The organism is Janibacter sp. CX7 (genome assembly GCF_024362365.1).
GTDB lineage: Bacteria > Actinomycetota > Actinomycetes > Actinomycetales > Dermatophilaceae > Janibacter.
The window spans coordinates 172,350-188,749 of the sequence record NZ_CP101464.1 but is presented as its reverse complement, the minus strand read 5'-3'; the positions used below and the strand labels follow the sequence as shown (position 1 = coordinate 188,749).

The window sequence follows — 16,400 nt, the reverse complement described above, 5'->3', positions numbered from 1 at the left end:
GACCGTGGCAACCTAGCCGAGACGTCTGGGAAGGGCAAGGGATGGCGACGAACAGCGTGGCGGGGGCATTCAAGGTGCTCGAGGCGGTCGCGGAGCTGCAACCGGTCGGTCTGTCCGACCTCGCGCGCACCGTCGACCTGCCCAAGAGCACGACGCAGCGGATGCTGCTGACCCTGGCCGAGATCGGCTGGTTGCGAGCGTCGACCGACGCACCGACCCGGTGGAGCCTGACCTATCGCGCGCTGCGCATGGGCCGGCGCGTCGACGCTCGGCTCGGCGTGCGCGAGGTCGCCCTGCCGGTGATGAGCGAGCTGCAGCTCGAGACGACCGAGACGGTCCACCTCGCCGTCCCCGACGGCGACGTGCTCATCCTCCTCGAGCGCGTGGACACCTCCCACCGGCTGCGGGCCTTCCTCCCCCTCGGCGAGCACATCCCCTTCCACGCCTCAGCGACCGGCCAGGCCTACCTGTCGGCCTGCACCGACGAAGAGGTCGAGCGCTACCTCGCCGGAGACCTCACCGCGGTCGCCCCGGACACGGTCACCGACGCCGCCGCGCTGCGCGAGCGGGTGCAGACCATCCGCGAGCGCGGGTGGTCGATCAACGAGGGTGGCCTGTCGCAGGGCATCACCGCGCTGGGCGCGCCCATCGTCGACCGTTCCGGCAGCCCGGTCGGCGCCATGTCGGTCTCGGGGCCGAGCAGCCGGATGACCCCCGACCGCTACGACGCACTCGGGGCCGCGGTCGCCGCGGCCGCTGCCCGCACGAGCCAGCAGCTCGAGCCGGGCGCCCTGGCCGGGCGCGACACCGGCCGGACCGGGCCCTACTCGCCGTACTCGACCTGCGCGTCGGCGCCGTCGACGGCGTACCAGCGGTCCTCGTCGGGCACGACGCCGTCGGGGTAGGTCAGGGCCATCTCGGCGAGGGTCGGTCGGGCCGGCTCGCGGACGTCGTCGGGCAGCATCTCGGTGATCGCCTCGAGGATCCGTTCCATGTCGCGCGGCACCGACCGGTACTTCAGGTCGACCGGCTCGCCGAAGGTCACCGTCACCTCGGGCCGGGTCAGCGGGTTGGTGAGCATCCGCGGCACCCTGGAGCTGCGCGGCCAGACCTTCTCGGTCCCGGTGATGGCGAAGGGGATGACCGGCACCTCGGTGAGGTGGGCCAGGCGGGCGGCGCCCGGGAAGCCGCGCATGCCCGGCTCGAAGAAGTGGATGCCCCGCGGGATCGTCCCCTCGGGCATCATCGCGACGAGCTCGCCGCCGCGGAGGGCCCGCACGGCCGAGGCGAAGGCGTCGGGGCTGTCGGGGTCGTCCTGCCGACGGTCGACGCTGATGCCGCCGCCGGCACGGAAGATCGTCCCCAGACCGGGCACGTCGAAGAGCTCCTTCTTGCCCAGGAAGCGCGCCGAGCGCGGGGTGCGGCGGAAGGCGACCGCCATCGCGACGAGATCGAAGTAGGAGCGGTGGTTGCCCACGAGGATCGCCGGCCCGTCGGCCGGGATGTTCTCCGCGCCGCGGACGGTGAACTTCGCGTACGGGAAGACCTCGGGCCGCGAGAGCAGGGCGATGGCGCGCTGCAGCTCCATGCCGATGACCGGCAGCTTCATCACCCCGGGCGAGGTGTCGAAGTGCAGCACCGGCCAGCGGGCGGCGACGGCCAGGGCGTGCAGCCGCGGGTCGGGGTTGACCGCACCGGGGTTGCCGACGGCCCGCAGCAGCGGCGCGTCGTAGATCGAGTCGGAGTAGGCGAAGGACGCGTCGAGGTCGATGCCCTCCTCCTCGGCGAAGTCGCGCACCGCCGCGATCTTGCCCATCGACCACACGAAGTGCCCGTCGTTGCGCCCGGTGAAGCAGCCGTCGTCGCCGACCTCGTAGCGGGTGGCGATGACATAGTCGATGCCGAGCCGCTCGGCGAGGGGCAGGACGAGGTGCTCGGGGGTGGTCGTGGCGAGCACGACGTGGCGCCCGGCCTCGTGGTGCTCCTCGATGAGCATGCGGGCGAAGGGTCCGACCATCGGCTCGAGGATGTCGGCGGCCAGCTGGGCCGCCTCGTCGAAGGCGTCGGCGGGCTTGCCCTTGGCCACGAGCACCGCCTGGCGGGCGAGCGCGATCGAGCCGAGGGACTCGCCGAGGAGGTTGAAGTAGCCGAAGAGCAGCGCCTCCCCCGGCATCCGTGCGGAGACCACGCCGGTGTCGCGCATGGCGGCCGACAGCGCCGGGCCGGAGGCCTTGGGCAGCAGGGTGCGGTCGAGGTCGAAGAATGCGGCGGCCGTCATGCTCGCGAGGCTATCCACGCGGGGGCCTGCCGGGAACACCTCGAGGGCCTAACGTGGGTCACATGAGCGACGACGCCCTGCAGACCCTGACCAGCTCCCAGGTCGCCGACCGGGCGCCACGCGACTGGCGCGAGGTCAACGGCATGTTGCGAACCCGCTTGCGCACCAAGGGCTTCGAGGAGTCCCTCGCCCTCGTCAACGAGATCGCCAAGGTCGCCGAGGAGGCCGACCACCACCCCGACATCGACCTGCGGTGGGGCTGGGTCGGGCTGGCGCTCGTCAGCCACGACGCCGGCGGCATCACCGACCGCGACATCTCGCTCGCCGGCGAGATCAGCCGGATCGCCTCCGACCGCGGTGCGAGCCCGCAGCCCGAGGTCGGCGCCTCGCTGACCGTCGGCATCGACACGGCCGACGCGGACCGGATCCGGCCCTTCTGGACCGCCCTGACCGGCCACGAGCCGGCGAAGGGGGACCCGGACACGCTCCCTTCGCCCGACGGCCAGATGCCGACCATCTGGTTCCAGACGAGCGAGCCTCGCGACGACCGGGGGCGGCTGCACATCGACGTCTACGTCCCCCACGACGAGGCACGGGCCCGCGTCGACGCGGTCGTCGCGGCCGGCGGCCGGCTCGTCACGGACGAGTACGCCCCGTCGTGGTGGGTGCTGGCGGACGCCGACGGCAACCTCGCCTGCGTCTGCACCTGGCAGCCGCACGCCTGACGAAGGGGGGGTCCCCACCTCCGCGGGCGGGCTCGGTTCAGCGGCGGCGGCCCTTGCCCTCGAAGGCCTTCGCGGCCGCGACGGCGTCCTTGAGCTGGTCGGCCTGCATGCCGGGGCCGAGCCGCTGCAGCTGCGACATGTTGACCCGGGTGCCCGCCTTGATGACGGCCGAGGCGGCGGAGCGCAGCGCGCTGGAGTGGTCGCTCTCGCCCTCCTGCCCCCACAGGAGCAGCCACTCGATCGTCGTGTCGTCGTCGCGGGGGTAGAAGGTCATCTTGTCGAAGCCGCCCTCGCTGGGCACGCCCGAGACCCGCTGCCAGCGCTTGCGGTCCCACCCCAGGACGAAGCCGACCGAGGCATTGCTCGGCAGCAGCTCGTCGAAGTCGTTCCACCACCTCGGGGCCCCCGCGGTGAGCGCCTTGCGCATCTTCTTCTCGTCGGCGACGGAGCGGATCACGTCGGGGTTGGACTGGCCGACGAGGAGCGCCCGACCGTCGCTGTAGCGCAGCAGGTGCGCCCACTCGCCGAGCTCCATCGAGTACTCCCAGTCGCCGTTCGTGGCGCGGGGACCGGACCCGTCGTCGGAGACCTCGGCCGCCGTCCACACCGCCGCGATCGCCGCCCAGCGGCCGCGCAGGGTGTCCGGGGGGTCGAGCTCCACCGTCTGGAGGGCGGAGTCGGTGGGGCTCGCGCTGTCGGAGGGGGAGCCGGAGCCACTCCCGGTGTCGCTCCCCGAGCCACCGTCCCCGCCGACGCGGTACGTCGAGGCGATGTCGACGGGCTCGGAGTCGTCCGCGCAGCCGGCGACGGCGGTCGTGCCGACCGTGCCGATCGCGGCGAGCAGCGTGCGCCTGGAGATCTGCTCCACTGGTCCCTCCCGGGGTCGTCTCGCCCCGAGGATACGGTCCGCGGCCCGCGCCGGGCGCGCCGGAGCGGCCCCTGCGTGGGATGCTGACGGCGATGCTCGCCACACACCACCGTCGTCTCGCGGCCGCCTTCGCCGTCGCGGCCATCCTGCCTCTCGCCGGGTGCGGCGACGAGTCGACCCAGCCCCCGGACCCCGGCACGGTGACCGTGACCACCGAGGTCGGCGAGGCCCTCGACCTGCCGGAGCAGCAGGAGATCGACAAGGCGACGGCCCGCAAGGCCCTGCCGACCCTCGCCGACATGCCGGACAAGACCTGGCACGTCGACACCTCGACCTTCGGCAACCACAAGTCGACCTACGACCCGCCCGGGTGCGCGAGCATCCTCTTCGACAGTCCCGAGGCCCGGACCTTCACCGACGACCACCGCACGGTCCACGAGCAGGCGCGCTTCAGCCAGAACCAGGCCGACGGCGGGCTGATCATCGCGACCTACGTCCAGTCCTTCGACGAGCCCTACCCGCTCTCCCTCTACGACGACGCGGGCGAGGAGGTCACCGGCTGCGACTCGTACACCCAGTCGCGCAGCGTCGGCGAGAGCAAGGACGGGGCCACCGCGATCACCGTCCCGCAGCTCGGCGACCGCACCTTCGGCGTGCGGATCCGCAGCCGGGAGTTCGACCACTCCGTCGACCGGCTCTACGTGCGCAGCGGGCACAATGTCATCACCGTCCTGGTGCTCAGCCGCGAGAAGAGCTACGACGGCAAGCTGATGACGAGGTACGCGCAGGGCGTCCTCGACGACCTGAAGAAGGCCACATGACGACGCGCCGCGCCGCCCCCTTCGCCCTCGCCGTGATCACGGCCCTCACCCTCGCCGCGTGCGGGGGTGACGACGCGCCGCCCCCGGCCGAGCCGTCGACGGTGACCGTCACGAGCACCCGGGAGGCCGAGACCGCTGACGCGCCCGAGCAGCAGGAGCTCACCCCGCGGCAGATCAAGGCCGCGCTGCCGTCGACCGACGAGGCGCCCAAGGGCTTCGTCAAGGACCCCGGAGGCTTCGACGCCGCCGTCCACAGCAAGCGGGTCGCCGACCCGACGGAGTGCCTCGCGGTCTACCTCGACGCGCCGGACGTCCGCGACTGGCGCGAGGAGCACCGCAGCGAGGGCGCCGGCGTGCGCTACACCCGCAAGGCCGGCGGCACGCCGCCGCCGAGCATCTCGATCGCCCTGTGGACCTACGACGAGGCCTTCCCCACGCGCTTCTTCGACGAGGCCGGCGCCGCCCTGGCCACCTGCTCGGACTTCACCTCCGCGACCGAGCCGGGCGCCAGCAAGGGCACGTGGACGGCGACGCACATCACCACGCCGGCCCTCGGCGACCGCAGCTTCGCCGTGCGCATCGGCAACCGCGACAGCGACCTGGCCATCGACTACCTGTGGGTGCGCAGCGGCCACAACCTCGTCAACGTGCGCATGCTCACCGGGTTCCGCGCCAACAACGAGGAGATCCTCGAGACCTATGCCCAGGGCGTCCTCGAGGACCTGAAGTGAGCGTCCGCGCGCCCCGCCGGGCCGCCACGACCCCGGCCGTCGTGGGCATCGCCGCTCTGGCCCTGACCGCGGGGTGCGTGCCGACCCTCGGCCGCGACACCCCGTCGAGCTCGACGACGGCCGAGGCCGGCGGGCGCGGCCAGCTCACCGAGGAGCAGCTGCGGTCGGTGCTGCCCGCGGACGACCAGCCGCCCTCGGGATTCACCCTCGACACCTCGGAGTCCGAGGGACCCGACCCCGACTCGACGACCTATCCCGCGGTCTGCGACGACGTGCGCCTGCAGGGCACGACGGCCGACGACCTCGAGGAGCACAAGGTCGCGAGCGCGGAGAAGTCCTATGTCGGCGAGAACGGCCGCGGTGTCCTGTCGGTCAAGGTCACCAGCTACGACGAGCCGGTGCCCGAGGCACTCTTCGACGACGCCGGCCAGGCCCTGAGCCGGTGCTCGACCTTCAAGATCATCGACCGCTACGGCACGACCGACTGGAAGCTCGACCCCGTCTCGCTCCAGCCCGCCGGCGACCGCACGTGGTCCATCCGGGTGCAGAACACCACCGAGGGCGATCCCTTCGGCGGGGGCGTCGTGCAGGTCGCGAGCGCCTCCCTCGGCAACAACCGGGTCCACGTCGTGCAGAGCGCCGGCGAGGCCTCGACCTATCGCAGCGAGGCCGTCGAGCAGCTCGTGGGCGCCACTGTCGCCGAGCTCGAGGCGCTGTGACCCGGGCCCGGGGGCTGGCCCTCGCCGCCGCCGTGGCGCTCCTGCCCGGGTGCGGCCTGGTCCCCGGTGTCGGCAGCACGGCGACCGAGACGGTCACCGTGTCGAGCAGCGAGTCACCGTCCTCCTCTCCGGCGTCGACCGCGTCATCGGTGGACGAGGACCCCGGGACCCTCACCGGCGCCGGACGGGTCATGGACGAAGGGGGTCTGCGCGCCGCCCTGCCGTCGGCCGGTGACCTCGGGTCGGGCTGGGTCGACGACGAGGTCGCGACGATCTTCGAGACGCAGGCCGACGAGGTCGAGCCCTCGAGCTGCGCCGCCCTGATCCAGAAGGGTCCCGGCTGGGACGAGGTGCGTCGGACGGAGAAGGCGCGGGTGCAGGCCAACTTCCGCCGCGCCGACAACCCCGCTCCTCCCGGGACGCGCCGCCACCTGGGGATGTGGCTCTACTCCTTCGGCGACCCCTACCCGACGGGCCTCTTCGACGAGGCCGGGGCGCGGGTCAGCGACTGCTCGAGCTTCGAGGTGAAGCAGACCGACACGGGCAACTGGACGACCTACGAGGCGACGCCGCTGACCTTCCCCACGCTCGGCGACCGGACCATCGCCTACCGCCTCACCGCCCGGCAGACCTTCGAGACGCTGTCGATGGACTACGTCGTCGTCAAGGTCGGGCACAACACCGTCTCGGTCGCCAACGGTGCCTACGGCACCACCCCCGACACCGAGGTCACCGAGTCCGCCGCCCGCGCGGCCGTCGACGGGCTCGAGCCGTGACCGGGCGCCGGGTGGCGCGCGGTCTCACCTGCCTGGCCACCTCGCTCGTGCTCCTCACGGGGTGCGGGGACCTCCCCTTCGCCTCCTCGCCCTCGGCCACCGCCCCGACGCCGGTGCCCACGCCCGAGCCGGTCACCTCGTCGCCGACGACCGACCCGCGCCTCGAGCGAGCCGGCCGACAGCTCGACGAGGCCCAGGCCGAGGCCGCCCTCGCCGGGCTGCCGCGCAGCGCGAAGCCCGGGCCCGAGCCGAGCGCGCAGTACCGCAAGACCGACCCGAAGCCCTGCATCGACGTGCTGCGCCTCGGCTGGTACGCCACCAACTTCAAGCGGTCGCGGACCGTCGCGGTCACCCGCGGGTGGACCCAGGGCAAGGGCACCGGGCTCCAGGCGCACAACGTGCGGATCGAGTCGCACTCGCGCCCGGTCGGCGCGACCCTGCTCGACCAGGCCGGGGCCGCCCTCGCCGGGTGCGACTCCTTCTCGCTCACCGGGCGGGACGAGGCCGGGCCGATCGACCTGCGGCTGCTCGCCGAGCCGCGGACCACCGCGACGCTCGGCGACCAGACCTTCGCGGTGCGGATCACGACCTTCGGGGAGATCGGCGGGCGGCAGACGCGCATCTACGCCGACTACCTCGTCGTCCGCGTCGGGCACAGCCTCATCACGCTCACCCAGACGAGCACGGACGAGGCGAGCGACATGACCACCCTCGAGCGCCACGCGGAGGACATCATCTCGAGACTCGCCCGGTAGTCCCCGCCCAGGCACCCTCGGCGTGCCTAGAGTGGTGAGGGTGACCATCCGAGTGGCCCTCGAGCACCGCACGGCCTACGAGTTCGCCGAGCCCGTCCACGTCTACCCGCACACGATCCGGCTGCGGCCGGCGCCGCACTCGCGCACGCCGATCCCGAGCTACTCGCTGCGCATCGACCCGCCCGAGCACTTCCTCAACTGGCAGCAGGACCCCTTCGGCAACTGGCTGGCCCGAGTCGTCTTCCCCGACAAGGTCTCCCGCCTCGAGATCACCGTCGACCTCACCGCCGACATGACGGTCATCAACCCCTTCGACTTCTTCGTCGAGGACTGGGCCGCGACCTTCCCCTTCGCCTACCCGGAGCAGCTGCGCGAGGACCTCGCGCCCTACCTGCGCCCCGTCGACGACGGCGCGGAGGGCAGCGGCCCGGCCCCCGAGGTGAGCGCGTGGCTCGAGCAGGTACTGCCCGGCCTGCTCACCGGGCCACGCGACGCGCAGGTCGGCGAAGGCACCCCGATCGTCGACTTCATCGTCGGCCTCAACCGCGCCGTGCGCGAGAGCGTCGACTACACGGTGCGTCTCGAGGCCGGCGTGCAGACCCCGCAGCACACCCTCGAGCGGGGCATCGGCTCCTGCCGCGACTCCGCCTGGCTGCTCGTCTCCGCGCTGCGGCAGCTCGGCCTCGCCGCCCGCTTCGTCTCCGGCTACCTCGTGCAGCTGACCGCCGACCTCAGCGCCGTCGGCGACGACAGCCTCAACGGCCCGGCGCAGGACTTCACCGACCTGCACGCCTGGGCCGAGGTCTACGTCCCCGGCGCCGGCTGGATCGGCCTCGACGCGACCTCCGGCCTGCTCTGCGGCGAGGGGCACATCCCGCTGTCGTGCACCCCGCACCCGGCCTCCGCCGCACCGATCAGCGGCGCGACCGCCCCGACGCAGGTGAGCTTCGACTTCAGCAACACGGTGACCCGGTTTGCCGAGGACCCACGCGTCACCAAGCCGGTGAGCCAGGAGCAGTGGGACCGGATCACCGAGCTCGGCGAGGCTGTCGACCGGCTGCTCGTCGAGGGCGACGTGCGCCTGACGATGGGTGGCGAGCCGACCTTCGTCGCGGCCGGCGGGACCAAGGACCCGCAGTGGCACACCGCCGCCGACGGGGAGGAGAAGCGCGAGCTCGCCATGGCCCTCGCCCGGCGCCTCTCCGGGCCCGGCACCCTGCGCCACCACGGCCAGGGCAAGTGGTACCCCGGCGAACCGCTCCCCCGCTGGCAGATCGGCCTGAGCGAGCGCACCGACGGCGAGCCGCTGTGGCGCGCGCAGGAGCTGCTCGACGACCCCTGGGGCGAGGCGCGCGCGGAGTCCGGCTCGCCGGAGGCCGCGGGCGCCGCCCGCGACCTCGCGCTCGGCATCGCCCGGCGGCTAGGCATCCCGCCCGAGCAGCTCGTCGCCGCCGTCGAGGACCCGCTGCAGCAGGTCGTCACCGAGGCCCGCCTGCCCCACGGCGACGGCCCCTCCGCCGGGGACGTCGCCCCCGACAGCGAGGACGCCGCCGACGCCGAGCACCGCGCGGCCGTCGTCGCGCGGGTCGACGAGCAGGTCGACCTCGACACCCCGGCCGCCTGGGTGCTGCCGGTCTTCCCCGCCCCCGACGGCGAGGGCTGGGCGACGACGACGTGGCGCACCCGCCGCGGCTTCCTCGCCCTCGTGCCCGGCGACTCGCCCGCCGGTCTGCGGCTGCCGTTGTCCTCGATCGCCTGGACGGAGGGCCCCGACCAGCCGGAGCGGTCCCCCTTCGACCCGCGCGGAGCGCTGCCCGCCCTCGACCCGACGACGCTGCCGGCCAGCGATGCCGCACCCGCCCGGGTGCTGCCGATCGACGAGTCGCCGCGCACCGCCCTGGCCGTGCAGCACCGCGACGGGCACCTCTTCGTCTTCCTGCCGCCGGTGTCGCACCTCGAGGACGCCCTCGAGCTCGTCGGCGCCGTCGAGGGCGCCGCGGTCGAGACCGGCCACGCGGTCGTCCTCGAGGGCTACCCGCTGCCGGGCGACGACCGGGTCCGCACGATGTCGGTGACGCCCGACCCCGGCGTCATCGAGGTCAACGTCGCGCCGACCGCCTCGTGGGCCGAGCTCGTCGAGCAGACCGAGGGCCTCTACGAGCACGCGCGCCAGATCCACCTGTCGACGGAGAAGTTCGAACTCGACGGCGCGCACACCGGCACCGGCGGCGGCAACCACCTGACGCTCGGCGGACCGACGGCCGCCGACAGCCCGCTGCTGCGTCGACCCGACCTGCTGCGCTCGCTCGTCACCTACTGGCAGCACCACCCGGCCCTGAGCTATCTCTTCTCCGGGCGCTTCATCGGCCCGACCTCGCAGGCGCCGCGCGTCGACGAGGGCCGCGCCGACACGCTCTACGAGCTCGAGATCGCCTTCGCGCAGCTCGACCACGTCATCGCGATGGAGCACGTCGAGTCCGACGTCACCGAGCCGCTCGACGAGACCTTGCGGCCCAAGCGCGACACGCGCCCGTGGCTCGCCGACCGGCTGCTGCGCCACCTGCTCACCGACATCACGGGCAACACGCACCGGTCGGAGTTCTGCATCGACAAGCTCTTCGCGCCCGGCTCCGAGCGCGGGCGGCTCGGGCTGCTCGAGATGCGGGGCTTCGAGATGCCGCCGCACCCGCGGATGGCGCTGCTGCAGGCGCTGCTCGTGCGCGCACTCGTCGCGCGCTTCTGGGCCGAGCCCTACACGGGCCCGCTCGTGCAGTGGGGCACCCGGCTGCACGACCGCTACCTGCTGCCGGCCTTCGTCGCCGCCGACCTGCGCGACGTCCTCGACGACGTCAACCGCTACCTGGAGCGGGCCGGGGCCGGACGCATCGACCCGGCGTGGTTCGACGCCTTCCTCGAGTTCCGCTTCCCGCGGCTGGGGGACACGACGATCGCCGGCGTCGAGCTCGAGCTGCGCACCGCGATCGAGCCGTGGCACGTCCTCGGCGAGGAGGTCAGCCAGTTCGGCACCGCCCGCTACGTCGACTCCTCGGTCGAAAAGGTCCAGGTCCGCGCCGTCGGCCTCGTCGAGGGCCGGCACGTCGTGACGTGCAACGGCGTGCCCGTGCCCATGGTCCCCGTCGCCGAGCAGGGCTGGGGCGGTCCCGTCGGGGCGAAGGGGAGCTCCGGCGCCTTCGTCGGCGGCGTCCGCTACCGCGCCTGGGCGCCGCCCTCGGCGCTGCACCCGACGATCGGGGTCCACGGTCCGCTCGTCTTCGACCTCGTCGACCGGTGGACCGGCCGCTCCCTCGGCGGGTTCACCTACCACGTGACCCACCCGGGCGGCGTCGCCTACGACACCTTCCCGGTCAACGCCGCGTCCGCGGAGTCGCGCCGGGCGGCGCGCTTCGTCGCGAGTGGTCACACCCCCGGCCCGGTCGACCTGGCGGCACTGCCCGACCCGATGACGGGCTTCGGCCCGGCCGTCACCGATTTCCCCGTGACGCTCGACCTGCGCCGCTTCCCCGGCACGGACCGACAGCCGGGCACCGAGGACGAGTTCGCCACCCCGCCGACCGAGGCGGTCGACCCGGGCATGCCACCGGTCGACGGTGAGCCGGTCGTCGAGATCACGGCGGAGGGCCCGGTGCAGGAGACCGTGGGCGCTCCCGACGACCAGGCCTGAGCACGCGGGGAGCCCGCCGGCAGCCGGCGCCGATCTCCCCTTCGAACTCTGCAAAACCCTAGGGTCCTGCGGAGTGGGCCGGGGGGAACTTCGCAAGACCCTAGGGTTTTGCGAAGTTCGGGGGCCGGACGGCGTGGGGAGCGCTCCCCCTGCCGTCAGCGCGGCGGATTCCCTAGGCTCCGACCATGAGTCCGGTGACCCACGGCGCTGACACCGCGCGCCTGCACGAGATCGCCGCCCAGCTCGGGCGGTGCGCTGAGGACGTGCGCGACGTCGGCACCACGGGCAGCCGGCTGCTGGCGGTGCTCGGCGACGCCTGGCAGGGCCCCGACGTCGAGCACTTCGCGCACGGCTGGGCCGGCGCCAGCCGGGTCGTCGACGACCTCGCGAGCCGGCTCGACGGCTTCGCCGGCGACCTGCGGCGACAGGCCGGGGACCAGGACGAGGTGAGCACGACAAGGCCGGGGGGCGCCCCCTTCGCCCCGGGCGTGAGCCCCGAGCCCGCCACCGGGGACGGCGACACGGACACCAAGCCGGGGCACGGCATGACCAAGATCGCCCGCTCCCCCGGCGCGGAGCTGCCCGAGGGGCTCGACCCGGACGACCCCGGTGTGCCCGAGCTGATGCAGACGGAGCAGGGCCGCGAGCTGCTGCAGTGGCTCGCCGACGAGGGCATCGAGGTCGTCGTGGGCGGCAACGGCGGCACCTTCTACAACCCCGGCACCGACGTCATCGTCCTCGGTTCGACGGCCGACGAGTGGTCGCTCATCCACGAGGCGAGCCACGCCCGCTCGGACATCGAGGGCCTGACCGTCGAGACCACCGAGGTCACCCGCGACGAGTACGTCACGGCGCAGATCGACGGCGAGGTCGAGGCGATGACCCAGGAGGCCTACTACTACCAGGCGGCCGACGGCGAGAGCTCGCTGTCGACCGACGAGCAGCACATCACCAACTACCTCGTGGCCCACGACGAGGCCGTCGCCGCCGGCGCGACCCCCGAGGAGGCCGACGCCGCCGGGCGCGCCGCGATCCGCGAGCTCTTCGAGAGCGGCTACTACTCCCCGTCGACGGGCGACGGCGACGAGACCTACATGGACTACTACGGCGAGCAGTGGGACGAGGACAACTCATGACCGACATCGCGACCATCTCGACGACGACGGACGAGCCGATGCTGGCGTCGGTCGTCACCGACGCCAGGACCCGTCTGCGTCCCGTGCCCGTGGCGGCGCTGCGCGGGTGGCGCCTGCTCGACGTCGTCTGGCGCGGCGCATCGCACCCGGCCCGGTGGTTCGTCGCCGTCGCCGACGACGGCCGCGTCGTCGTGCTGAGCGGCCATCCCGAGCGCTGGGCGCAGATCGACGGCACCCGGGTGGGCTCCGCCGACGAGGCGCTCGAGCTGGCGACCGCGCGGGCCGATGCCACCCGTGACATGGCGAAGGGGTGGCAGCTCCTGACCTCTGCCGATGACCTGCGCCTCCGCCCCGCCACCGGGGCGGACGCCCGGCAGCAGGTCGACGAGGCGAGGGAGCAGGTGCGCGCGCTCGCCGAGCCGCCCCGGGTCGCGGGTGACGGGCCCTGGCAGGTGCGGCTGTGGTCGGTCACCGACGGCGACCTCGTGCTCCACGAGGTGACCGTGGCGCCGGACGGCGCGGTGACCGAGCGGACCGGCGTCGAGCTCGCCGGCCTGCCGGTGCCGATCGCGCGCTGAACACCTCGATCCGCCCGAATAGATTGCGCGCAAACCAATTGCGTGCAATGCTTCAGAGGTGCAGACGGACCACCAGCTCGACCAGCAGATCTGCTTCGCCCTCTACTCGGCGTCGCGCTCGGCGACCGCGGCCTACCGCGACGGCCTCGCCGAGATCGGGCTGACGTACACCCAGTACGTCACCCTCCTCGCCCTGTGGGAGCGCGACGGCCGCACCGTCACCGAGCTCGGCGAGGCGCTGCACCTCGACAGCGGGACGCTCTCCCCCCTTCTCAAGCGCATGTCGGCGAGCGGTCTCGTCGAGCGCCGTCGCGAAGGGGAGGACGCCCGCCGCGTGACGATCCACCTGACCACCGCCGGTCGGGACCTCGAGACGCAGGTCGCGGCGATCCAGCGCCGCCTGTACGACGCCGTCGACATGGAGCCCGAGGAGCTGGCGACCCTGCGTCGCCTGGCCCAGAGGTTCTGCGCATCCGTCGGCACTCCCACCCCCACCCCCACCCAAGGAGCATGACGATGAAGACTCTCTACACCGCAGAGGCCCTCGCCACCGGCGCCGGCCGCGACGGGCACGGCCGCACCAGCGACGGCCGCCTCGACCTCGACCTCGCGATCCCCCAGGAGATGGGCGGGTCGGGCGAGGGGACCAACCCCGAGCAGCTCTTCGCCGTCGGCTACGCCGCGTGCTTCCACTCGGCGCTGCAGGCCGTGGCCCGCGCCGGCAAGGTCGACGTCGCCGACTCCGCCGTCGGCTCGCGCGTGCACATCGGCCCCAAGGAGGGCGGCGGCTACCAGCTGGCCGTCGAGCTCGAGGTCACCCTGCCGCACCTCGACGCCGAGGCCGCCCAGCAGCTCGCGGACCAGGCCCACCAGGTCTGCCCCTACTCCAACGCCACCCGCGGCAACATCGACGTGACCGTCACGGTCGTCCAGGACTGAGGCGCGTGACCAGCACCCCCACCACCACCCGCCAGATCGTCCTCGCCGCGCGCCCCCAGGGTGCACCGAGCGCCGACGACTTCCGCCTCGAGACCGTCGAGCTGCCGCAGCTCGCCGACGGCGAGGTCCTCGTGCGCAATGTCGTCATGTCGGTCGACCCCTACATGCGCGGTCGGATGAACGACGTGAAGTCCTACGTCGCCCCCTTCGAGATCGACGCCCCGCTCGACGGCGGCGCCGTCGGCGAGGTCATAGCCTCCCGCTCCGACGACGTCGCCGTGGGCCAGCACGTGCTGCACGGCCTCGGCTGGCGCGAGCACGCGGTGCTCCCGGCGAAGTCCGTGCGGGTCGTCGACACCGACGCCGCGCCCGCCTCGACCTATCTCGGCGTCCTCGGCCTCACCGGCCTGACGGCCTACGTCGGGCTGACCGCCGTGGCCGGCATGCGCGAGGGCGACACCGTCTTCGTCTCCGGCGCGGCCGGCGCCGTCGGGCAGGCCGCCGGCCAGATCGCCAAGGCGCTGGGCGCCGGCCGGGTCGTCGGCTCCGCCGGCTCGGCCGACAAGGTCGCTCGCGTGCTCGAGCTGGGTTACGACGCGGGCTTCAGCTACCGCGACGGTCCCGTCGCCGAGGGGCTGGCCTCGGTCGCGCCCGACGGCATCGACGTCTACTTCGACAACGTCGGCGGCGAGCACCTCGAGGCCGCGATCGGCGCGCTGTCGACCTTCGGTCGGGTCGCGATGTGCGGGGCGATCTCGCAGTACAACTCGACCGAGCCGCCCGCCGCACCCCGCAACCTGGCCCTCGCCATCGGCAAGGGACTGACCCTGCGCGGCTTCGTCGTCGGTCAGTACCCCGAGCTCGTCGCCGAGTACCACTCCCGGGCGCCCCAGTGGCTCGCCGAGGGGCGGCTGCGTTCGGACGAGACCTTCCGCGACGGTCTCGACGCCGCCCCGCAGGCCTTCATGGACCTGCTCGACGGTGCCAACATGGGCAAGATGCTCGTCCGTCTCTGATGGCGCCCTCACTCATGTGGTTCCGCCGGGACCTGCGCCTGCGCGACCACCCAGCCCTGCGGGAAGCCGCCTCACGCGGTGCGGTGCTCCCCCTCTTCGTCATCGACCCGACGATGTGGGGGCCGGCCGGTGCGGCGAAGACCGCGTGGCTGGCCGCCACCCTGCGAGCACTTGACGCCTCCCTCGACGGTCGCCTCGTGATCCGGCTCGGCGACCCGGCCGAGGTCGTGCCGCGCGTCGCCCGCGAGGTCGGGGCCACCTCGGTCCACGTCAGCCGGGAGAACGAGCCCGGCGGCGTCGAGCGCGATCGTCGTGTCGTCGCCGCGCTGCGCGAGATCGGCGTCGAGGGTGTGGCCACCGGCTCGCCCTTTGCCGTCGACCCCGGCACGGTGCGGACGAAGGAGGCACCCCTTCAAGGTCTTCACCCCTTCGCCACCGCGTGGCGCGAGCACGGCTGGGACGAGCCGACGAGTGCGCCGCGTGGGGTCGAGTGGATCGAGGCCGACACCGACGGCCGGGTCGAGGCGATGCTCGACAAGGCGGCCCGCGAGTGCCCGATCGACCTGCCGACCGCGGGCGAGGACGCCGCCCGGCGGCGCTGGGTGCGCTTCCGCGACGAGGCGCTGGCCGACTACGACCACGATCGCGACCTCCCGGCGGTCGAGGGGACCTCGCGCATGTCCGCCGACCTGCACCTCGGGGTCGTCCATCCCCGCCAGCTCCTCCACGACCTGCGCGGCGAGCGCGGCGACGGGGCGCAGACCTACCGCACGGAGCTCGCCTGGCGGGAGTTCTACGCCGACGTGCTCTGGGCCAACCCGGACTCCGCGTGGCAGGACCTGCGGCCACTCCCCCTTCGCTACGACGAACCGCAAGACGCCATCGAGGCGTGGCGCGAGGGGCGCACCGGTTACCCGATCGTCGATGCCGGCATGCGCCAGCTGCTCGGCGAGGGATGGATGCACAACCGGGTGCGGATGGCCACGGCGAGCTTCCTCACCAAGGACCTGCACGTGTGGTGGCCCGTCGGCGCGCGGCACTTCCTCGAGCACCTCGTCGACGGGGACCTCGCGTCCAACAACCACGGCTGGCAGTGGGTCGCCGGCACCGGCACGGACGCGTCCCCGTACTTCCGTGTCTTCAACCCCGTCACGCAGGGCAAGCGCTTCGACCCCGACGGTGCGTACGTGCGCCGGTGGGTGCCGGAGCTGGCCCATCTCGAGGGCGCCGCAGCGCACGAGCCGTGGAAGCACGACGACGGGTACGCGCACGACTACCCGGAGCGGATCGTCGACCACGCGGAGGAGCGGCTCGAGGCCCTGGCGCGCTACGACGAGGCGACCTGAGGCGAGCTGCTCGCCGGGTCGGGCATCACG

General features: G+C 73.3%; 16 protein-coding genes. 14 read left to right on the top strand and 2 right to left on the bottom strand.

Annotated features, from left to right (window positions below; translation table 11 throughout):
• Positions 1 to 41: 41 nt before the first annotated feature.
• Positions 42 to 905, top strand: a complete 864-nt coding sequence (locus tag NMQ01_RS00975; protein ID WP_255185033.1) for an IclR family transcriptional regulator — start codon at positions 42 to 44, stop codon at positions 903 to 905.
• On the opposite strand, the gene NMQ01_RS00970 is transcribed toward NMQ01_RS00975, so the two are convergent.
• Complete coding sequence (locus NMQ01_RS00970; protein ID WP_255185032.1) at positions 824 to 2,278, bottom strand: HAD-IB family hydrolase; 1,455 nt, start codon at positions 2,276 to 2,278, stop codon at positions 824 to 826. The two genes, NMQ01_RS00975 and NMQ01_RS00970, sit on opposite strands and share 82 nt — an antisense overlap.
• 62 nt (positions 2,279 to 2,340) lie before the next feature.
• Here NMQ01_RS00970 and NMQ01_RS00965 point away from each other — a divergent pair, with 62 nt between their 5' ends.
• Complete coding sequence (locus NMQ01_RS00965) at positions 2,341 to 3,003, top strand: 4a-hydroxytetrahydrobiopterin dehydratase (RefSeq protein WP_255185031.1); 663 nt, start codon at positions 2,341 to 2,343, stop codon at positions 3,001 to 3,003.
• Positions 3,004 to 3,040: 37 nt separating this feature from the next.
• Here the strand turns inward: NMQ01_RS00965 and NMQ01_RS00960 are convergent, their stop codons facing one another.
• Positions 3,041 to 3,871: a hypothetical protein gene (locus NMQ01_RS00960; RefSeq protein WP_255185030.1), complete on the bottom strand. Its 831-nt coding sequence runs from the start codon at positions 3,869 to 3,871 to the stop codon at positions 3,041 to 3,043.
• Between the two features lie 92 nt (positions 3,872 to 3,963).
• Between NMQ01_RS00960 and NMQ01_RS00955 the strand changes: the two genes are divergently transcribed.
• The 12 genes from NMQ01_RS00955 (at position 3,964) to NMQ01_RS00900 (ending at position 16,370) form a co-directional block, all read left to right on the top strand.
• Positions 3,964 to 4,692 (top strand): hypothetical protein, encoded by a 729-nt coding sequence (locus tag NMQ01_RS00955; protein ID WP_255185029.1) that lies wholly within the window; start codon positions 3,964 to 3,966, stop codon positions 4,690 to 4,692.
• Positions 4,689 to 5,423 carry a hypothetical protein gene (locus tag NMQ01_RS00950; protein ID WP_255185028.1) on the top strand — a complete coding sequence of 245 codons (735 nt, stop codon included), beginning with the start codon at positions 4,689 to 4,691 and terminating at the stop codon, positions 5,421 to 5,423. Before NMQ01_RS00955 ends, NMQ01_RS00950 begins: the two co-directional genes overlap by 4 nt.
• Positions 5,420 to 6,142 carry a hypothetical protein gene (locus tag NMQ01_RS00945; RefSeq protein WP_255185027.1) on the top strand — a complete coding sequence of 241 codons (723 nt, stop codon included), beginning with the start codon at positions 5,420 to 5,422 and terminating at the stop codon, positions 6,140 to 6,142. The genes NMQ01_RS00950 and NMQ01_RS00945 overlap by 4 nt, the downstream gene beginning before the upstream one ends.
• The gene (locus tag NMQ01_RS00940; protein WP_255185026.1) at positions 6,139 to 6,918 is read left to right on the top strand and encodes a hypothetical protein; all 780 of its coding nucleotides are present in this window, start codon (positions 6,139 to 6,141) and stop codon (positions 6,916 to 6,918) included. The genes NMQ01_RS00945 and NMQ01_RS00940 overlap by 4 nt, the downstream gene beginning before the upstream one ends.
• On the top strand, positions 6,915 to 7,673 hold the full coding sequence (locus NMQ01_RS00935) for a hypothetical protein (protein ID WP_255185025.1): 759 nt from the start codon (positions 6,915 to 6,917) through the stop codon (positions 7,671 to 7,673). Before NMQ01_RS00940 ends, NMQ01_RS00935 begins: the two co-directional genes overlap by 4 nt.
• 40 nt (positions 7,674 to 7,713) lie before the next feature.
• Positions 7,714 to 11,355, top strand: coding sequence for a DUF2126 domain-containing protein (locus NMQ01_RS00930; protein ID WP_255185024.1), 3,642 nt, complete (start codon positions 7,714 to 7,716; stop codon positions 11,353 to 11,355).
• 185 nt (positions 11,356 to 11,540) lie between these two features.
• Entirely contained in the window at positions 11,541 to 12,491 is a 951-nt protein-coding gene (locus NMQ01_RS00925; protein WP_255185023.1) for a WXG100 family type VII secretion target, read from the top strand.
• The gene (locus tag NMQ01_RS00920; protein ID WP_255185022.1) at positions 12,488 to 13,069 is read left to right on the top strand and encodes a hypothetical protein; all 582 of its coding nucleotides are present in this window, start codon (positions 12,488 to 12,490) and stop codon (positions 13,067 to 13,069) included. Before NMQ01_RS00925 ends, NMQ01_RS00920 begins: the two co-directional genes overlap by 4 nt.
• Before the next feature lie 58 nt (positions 13,070 to 13,127).
• Positions 13,128 to 13,583 carry a MarR family winged helix-turn-helix transcriptional regulator gene (locus NMQ01_RS00915; RefSeq protein WP_255185021.1) on the top strand — a complete coding sequence of 152 codons (456 nt, stop codon included), beginning with the start codon at positions 13,128 to 13,130 and terminating at the stop codon, positions 13,581 to 13,583.
• Between the two features lie 2 nt (positions 13,584 to 13,585).
• A complete protein-coding gene (locus NMQ01_RS00910; RefSeq protein ID WP_255185020.1) occupies positions 13,586 to 14,008 on the top strand; it encodes an organic hydroperoxide resistance protein in 423 nt (140 codons plus the stop codon).
• A 5-nt stretch (positions 14,009 to 14,013) separates the two neighbouring features.
• Positions 14,014 to 15,024 carry an NADP-dependent oxidoreductase gene (locus NMQ01_RS00905; RefSeq protein WP_255185019.1) on the top strand — a complete coding sequence of 337 codons (1,011 nt, stop codon included), beginning with the start codon at positions 14,014 to 14,016 and terminating at the stop codon, positions 15,022 to 15,024.
• Entirely contained in the window at positions 15,024 to 16,370 is a 1,347-nt protein-coding gene (locus NMQ01_RS00900) for a deoxyribodipyrimidine photo-lyase (RefSeq protein WP_255185018.1), read from the top strand. Before NMQ01_RS00905 ends, NMQ01_RS00900 begins: the two co-directional genes overlap by 1 nt.
• Positions 16,371 to 16,400 lie beyond the last annotated feature (30 nt).

Coding starts and splice junctions, on each gene's coding strand:
- NMQ01_RS00900 (WP_255185018.1), top strand. CDS start 15,024: ATGGCGCCCTCACTCATGTGGTTCCGCCGGGACCTGCGCCTGCGCGAC.
- NMQ01_RS00955 (WP_255185029.1), top strand. CDS start 3,964: ATGCTCGCCACACACCACCGTCGTCTCGCGGCCGCCTTCGCCGTCGCG.
- NMQ01_RS00965 (WP_255185031.1), top strand. CDS start 2,341: ATGAGCGACGACGCCCTGCAGACCCTGACCAGCTCCCAGGTCGCCGAC.
- NMQ01_RS00975 (WP_255185033.1), top strand. CDS start 42: ATGGCGACGAACAGCGTGGCGGGGGCATTCAAGGTGCTCGAGGCGGTC.
- NMQ01_RS00950 (WP_255185028.1), top strand. CDS start 4,689: ATGACGACGCGCCGCGCCGCCCCCTTCGCCCTCGCCGTGATCACGGCC.
- NMQ01_RS00910 (WP_255185020.1), top strand. CDS start 13,586: ATGAAGACTCTCTACACCGCAGAGGCCCTCGCCACCGGCGCCGGCCGC.
- NMQ01_RS00920 (WP_255185022.1), top strand. CDS start 12,488: ATGACCGACATCGCGACCATCTCGACGACGACGGACGAGCCGATGCTG.
- NMQ01_RS00925 (WP_255185023.1), top strand. CDS start 11,541: ATGAGTCCGGTGACCCACGGCGCTGACACCGCGCGCCTGCACGAGATC.
- NMQ01_RS00970 (WP_255185032.1), bottom strand. CDS start 2,278: ATGACGGCCGCCGCATTCTTCGACCTCGACCGCACCCTGCTGCCCAAG.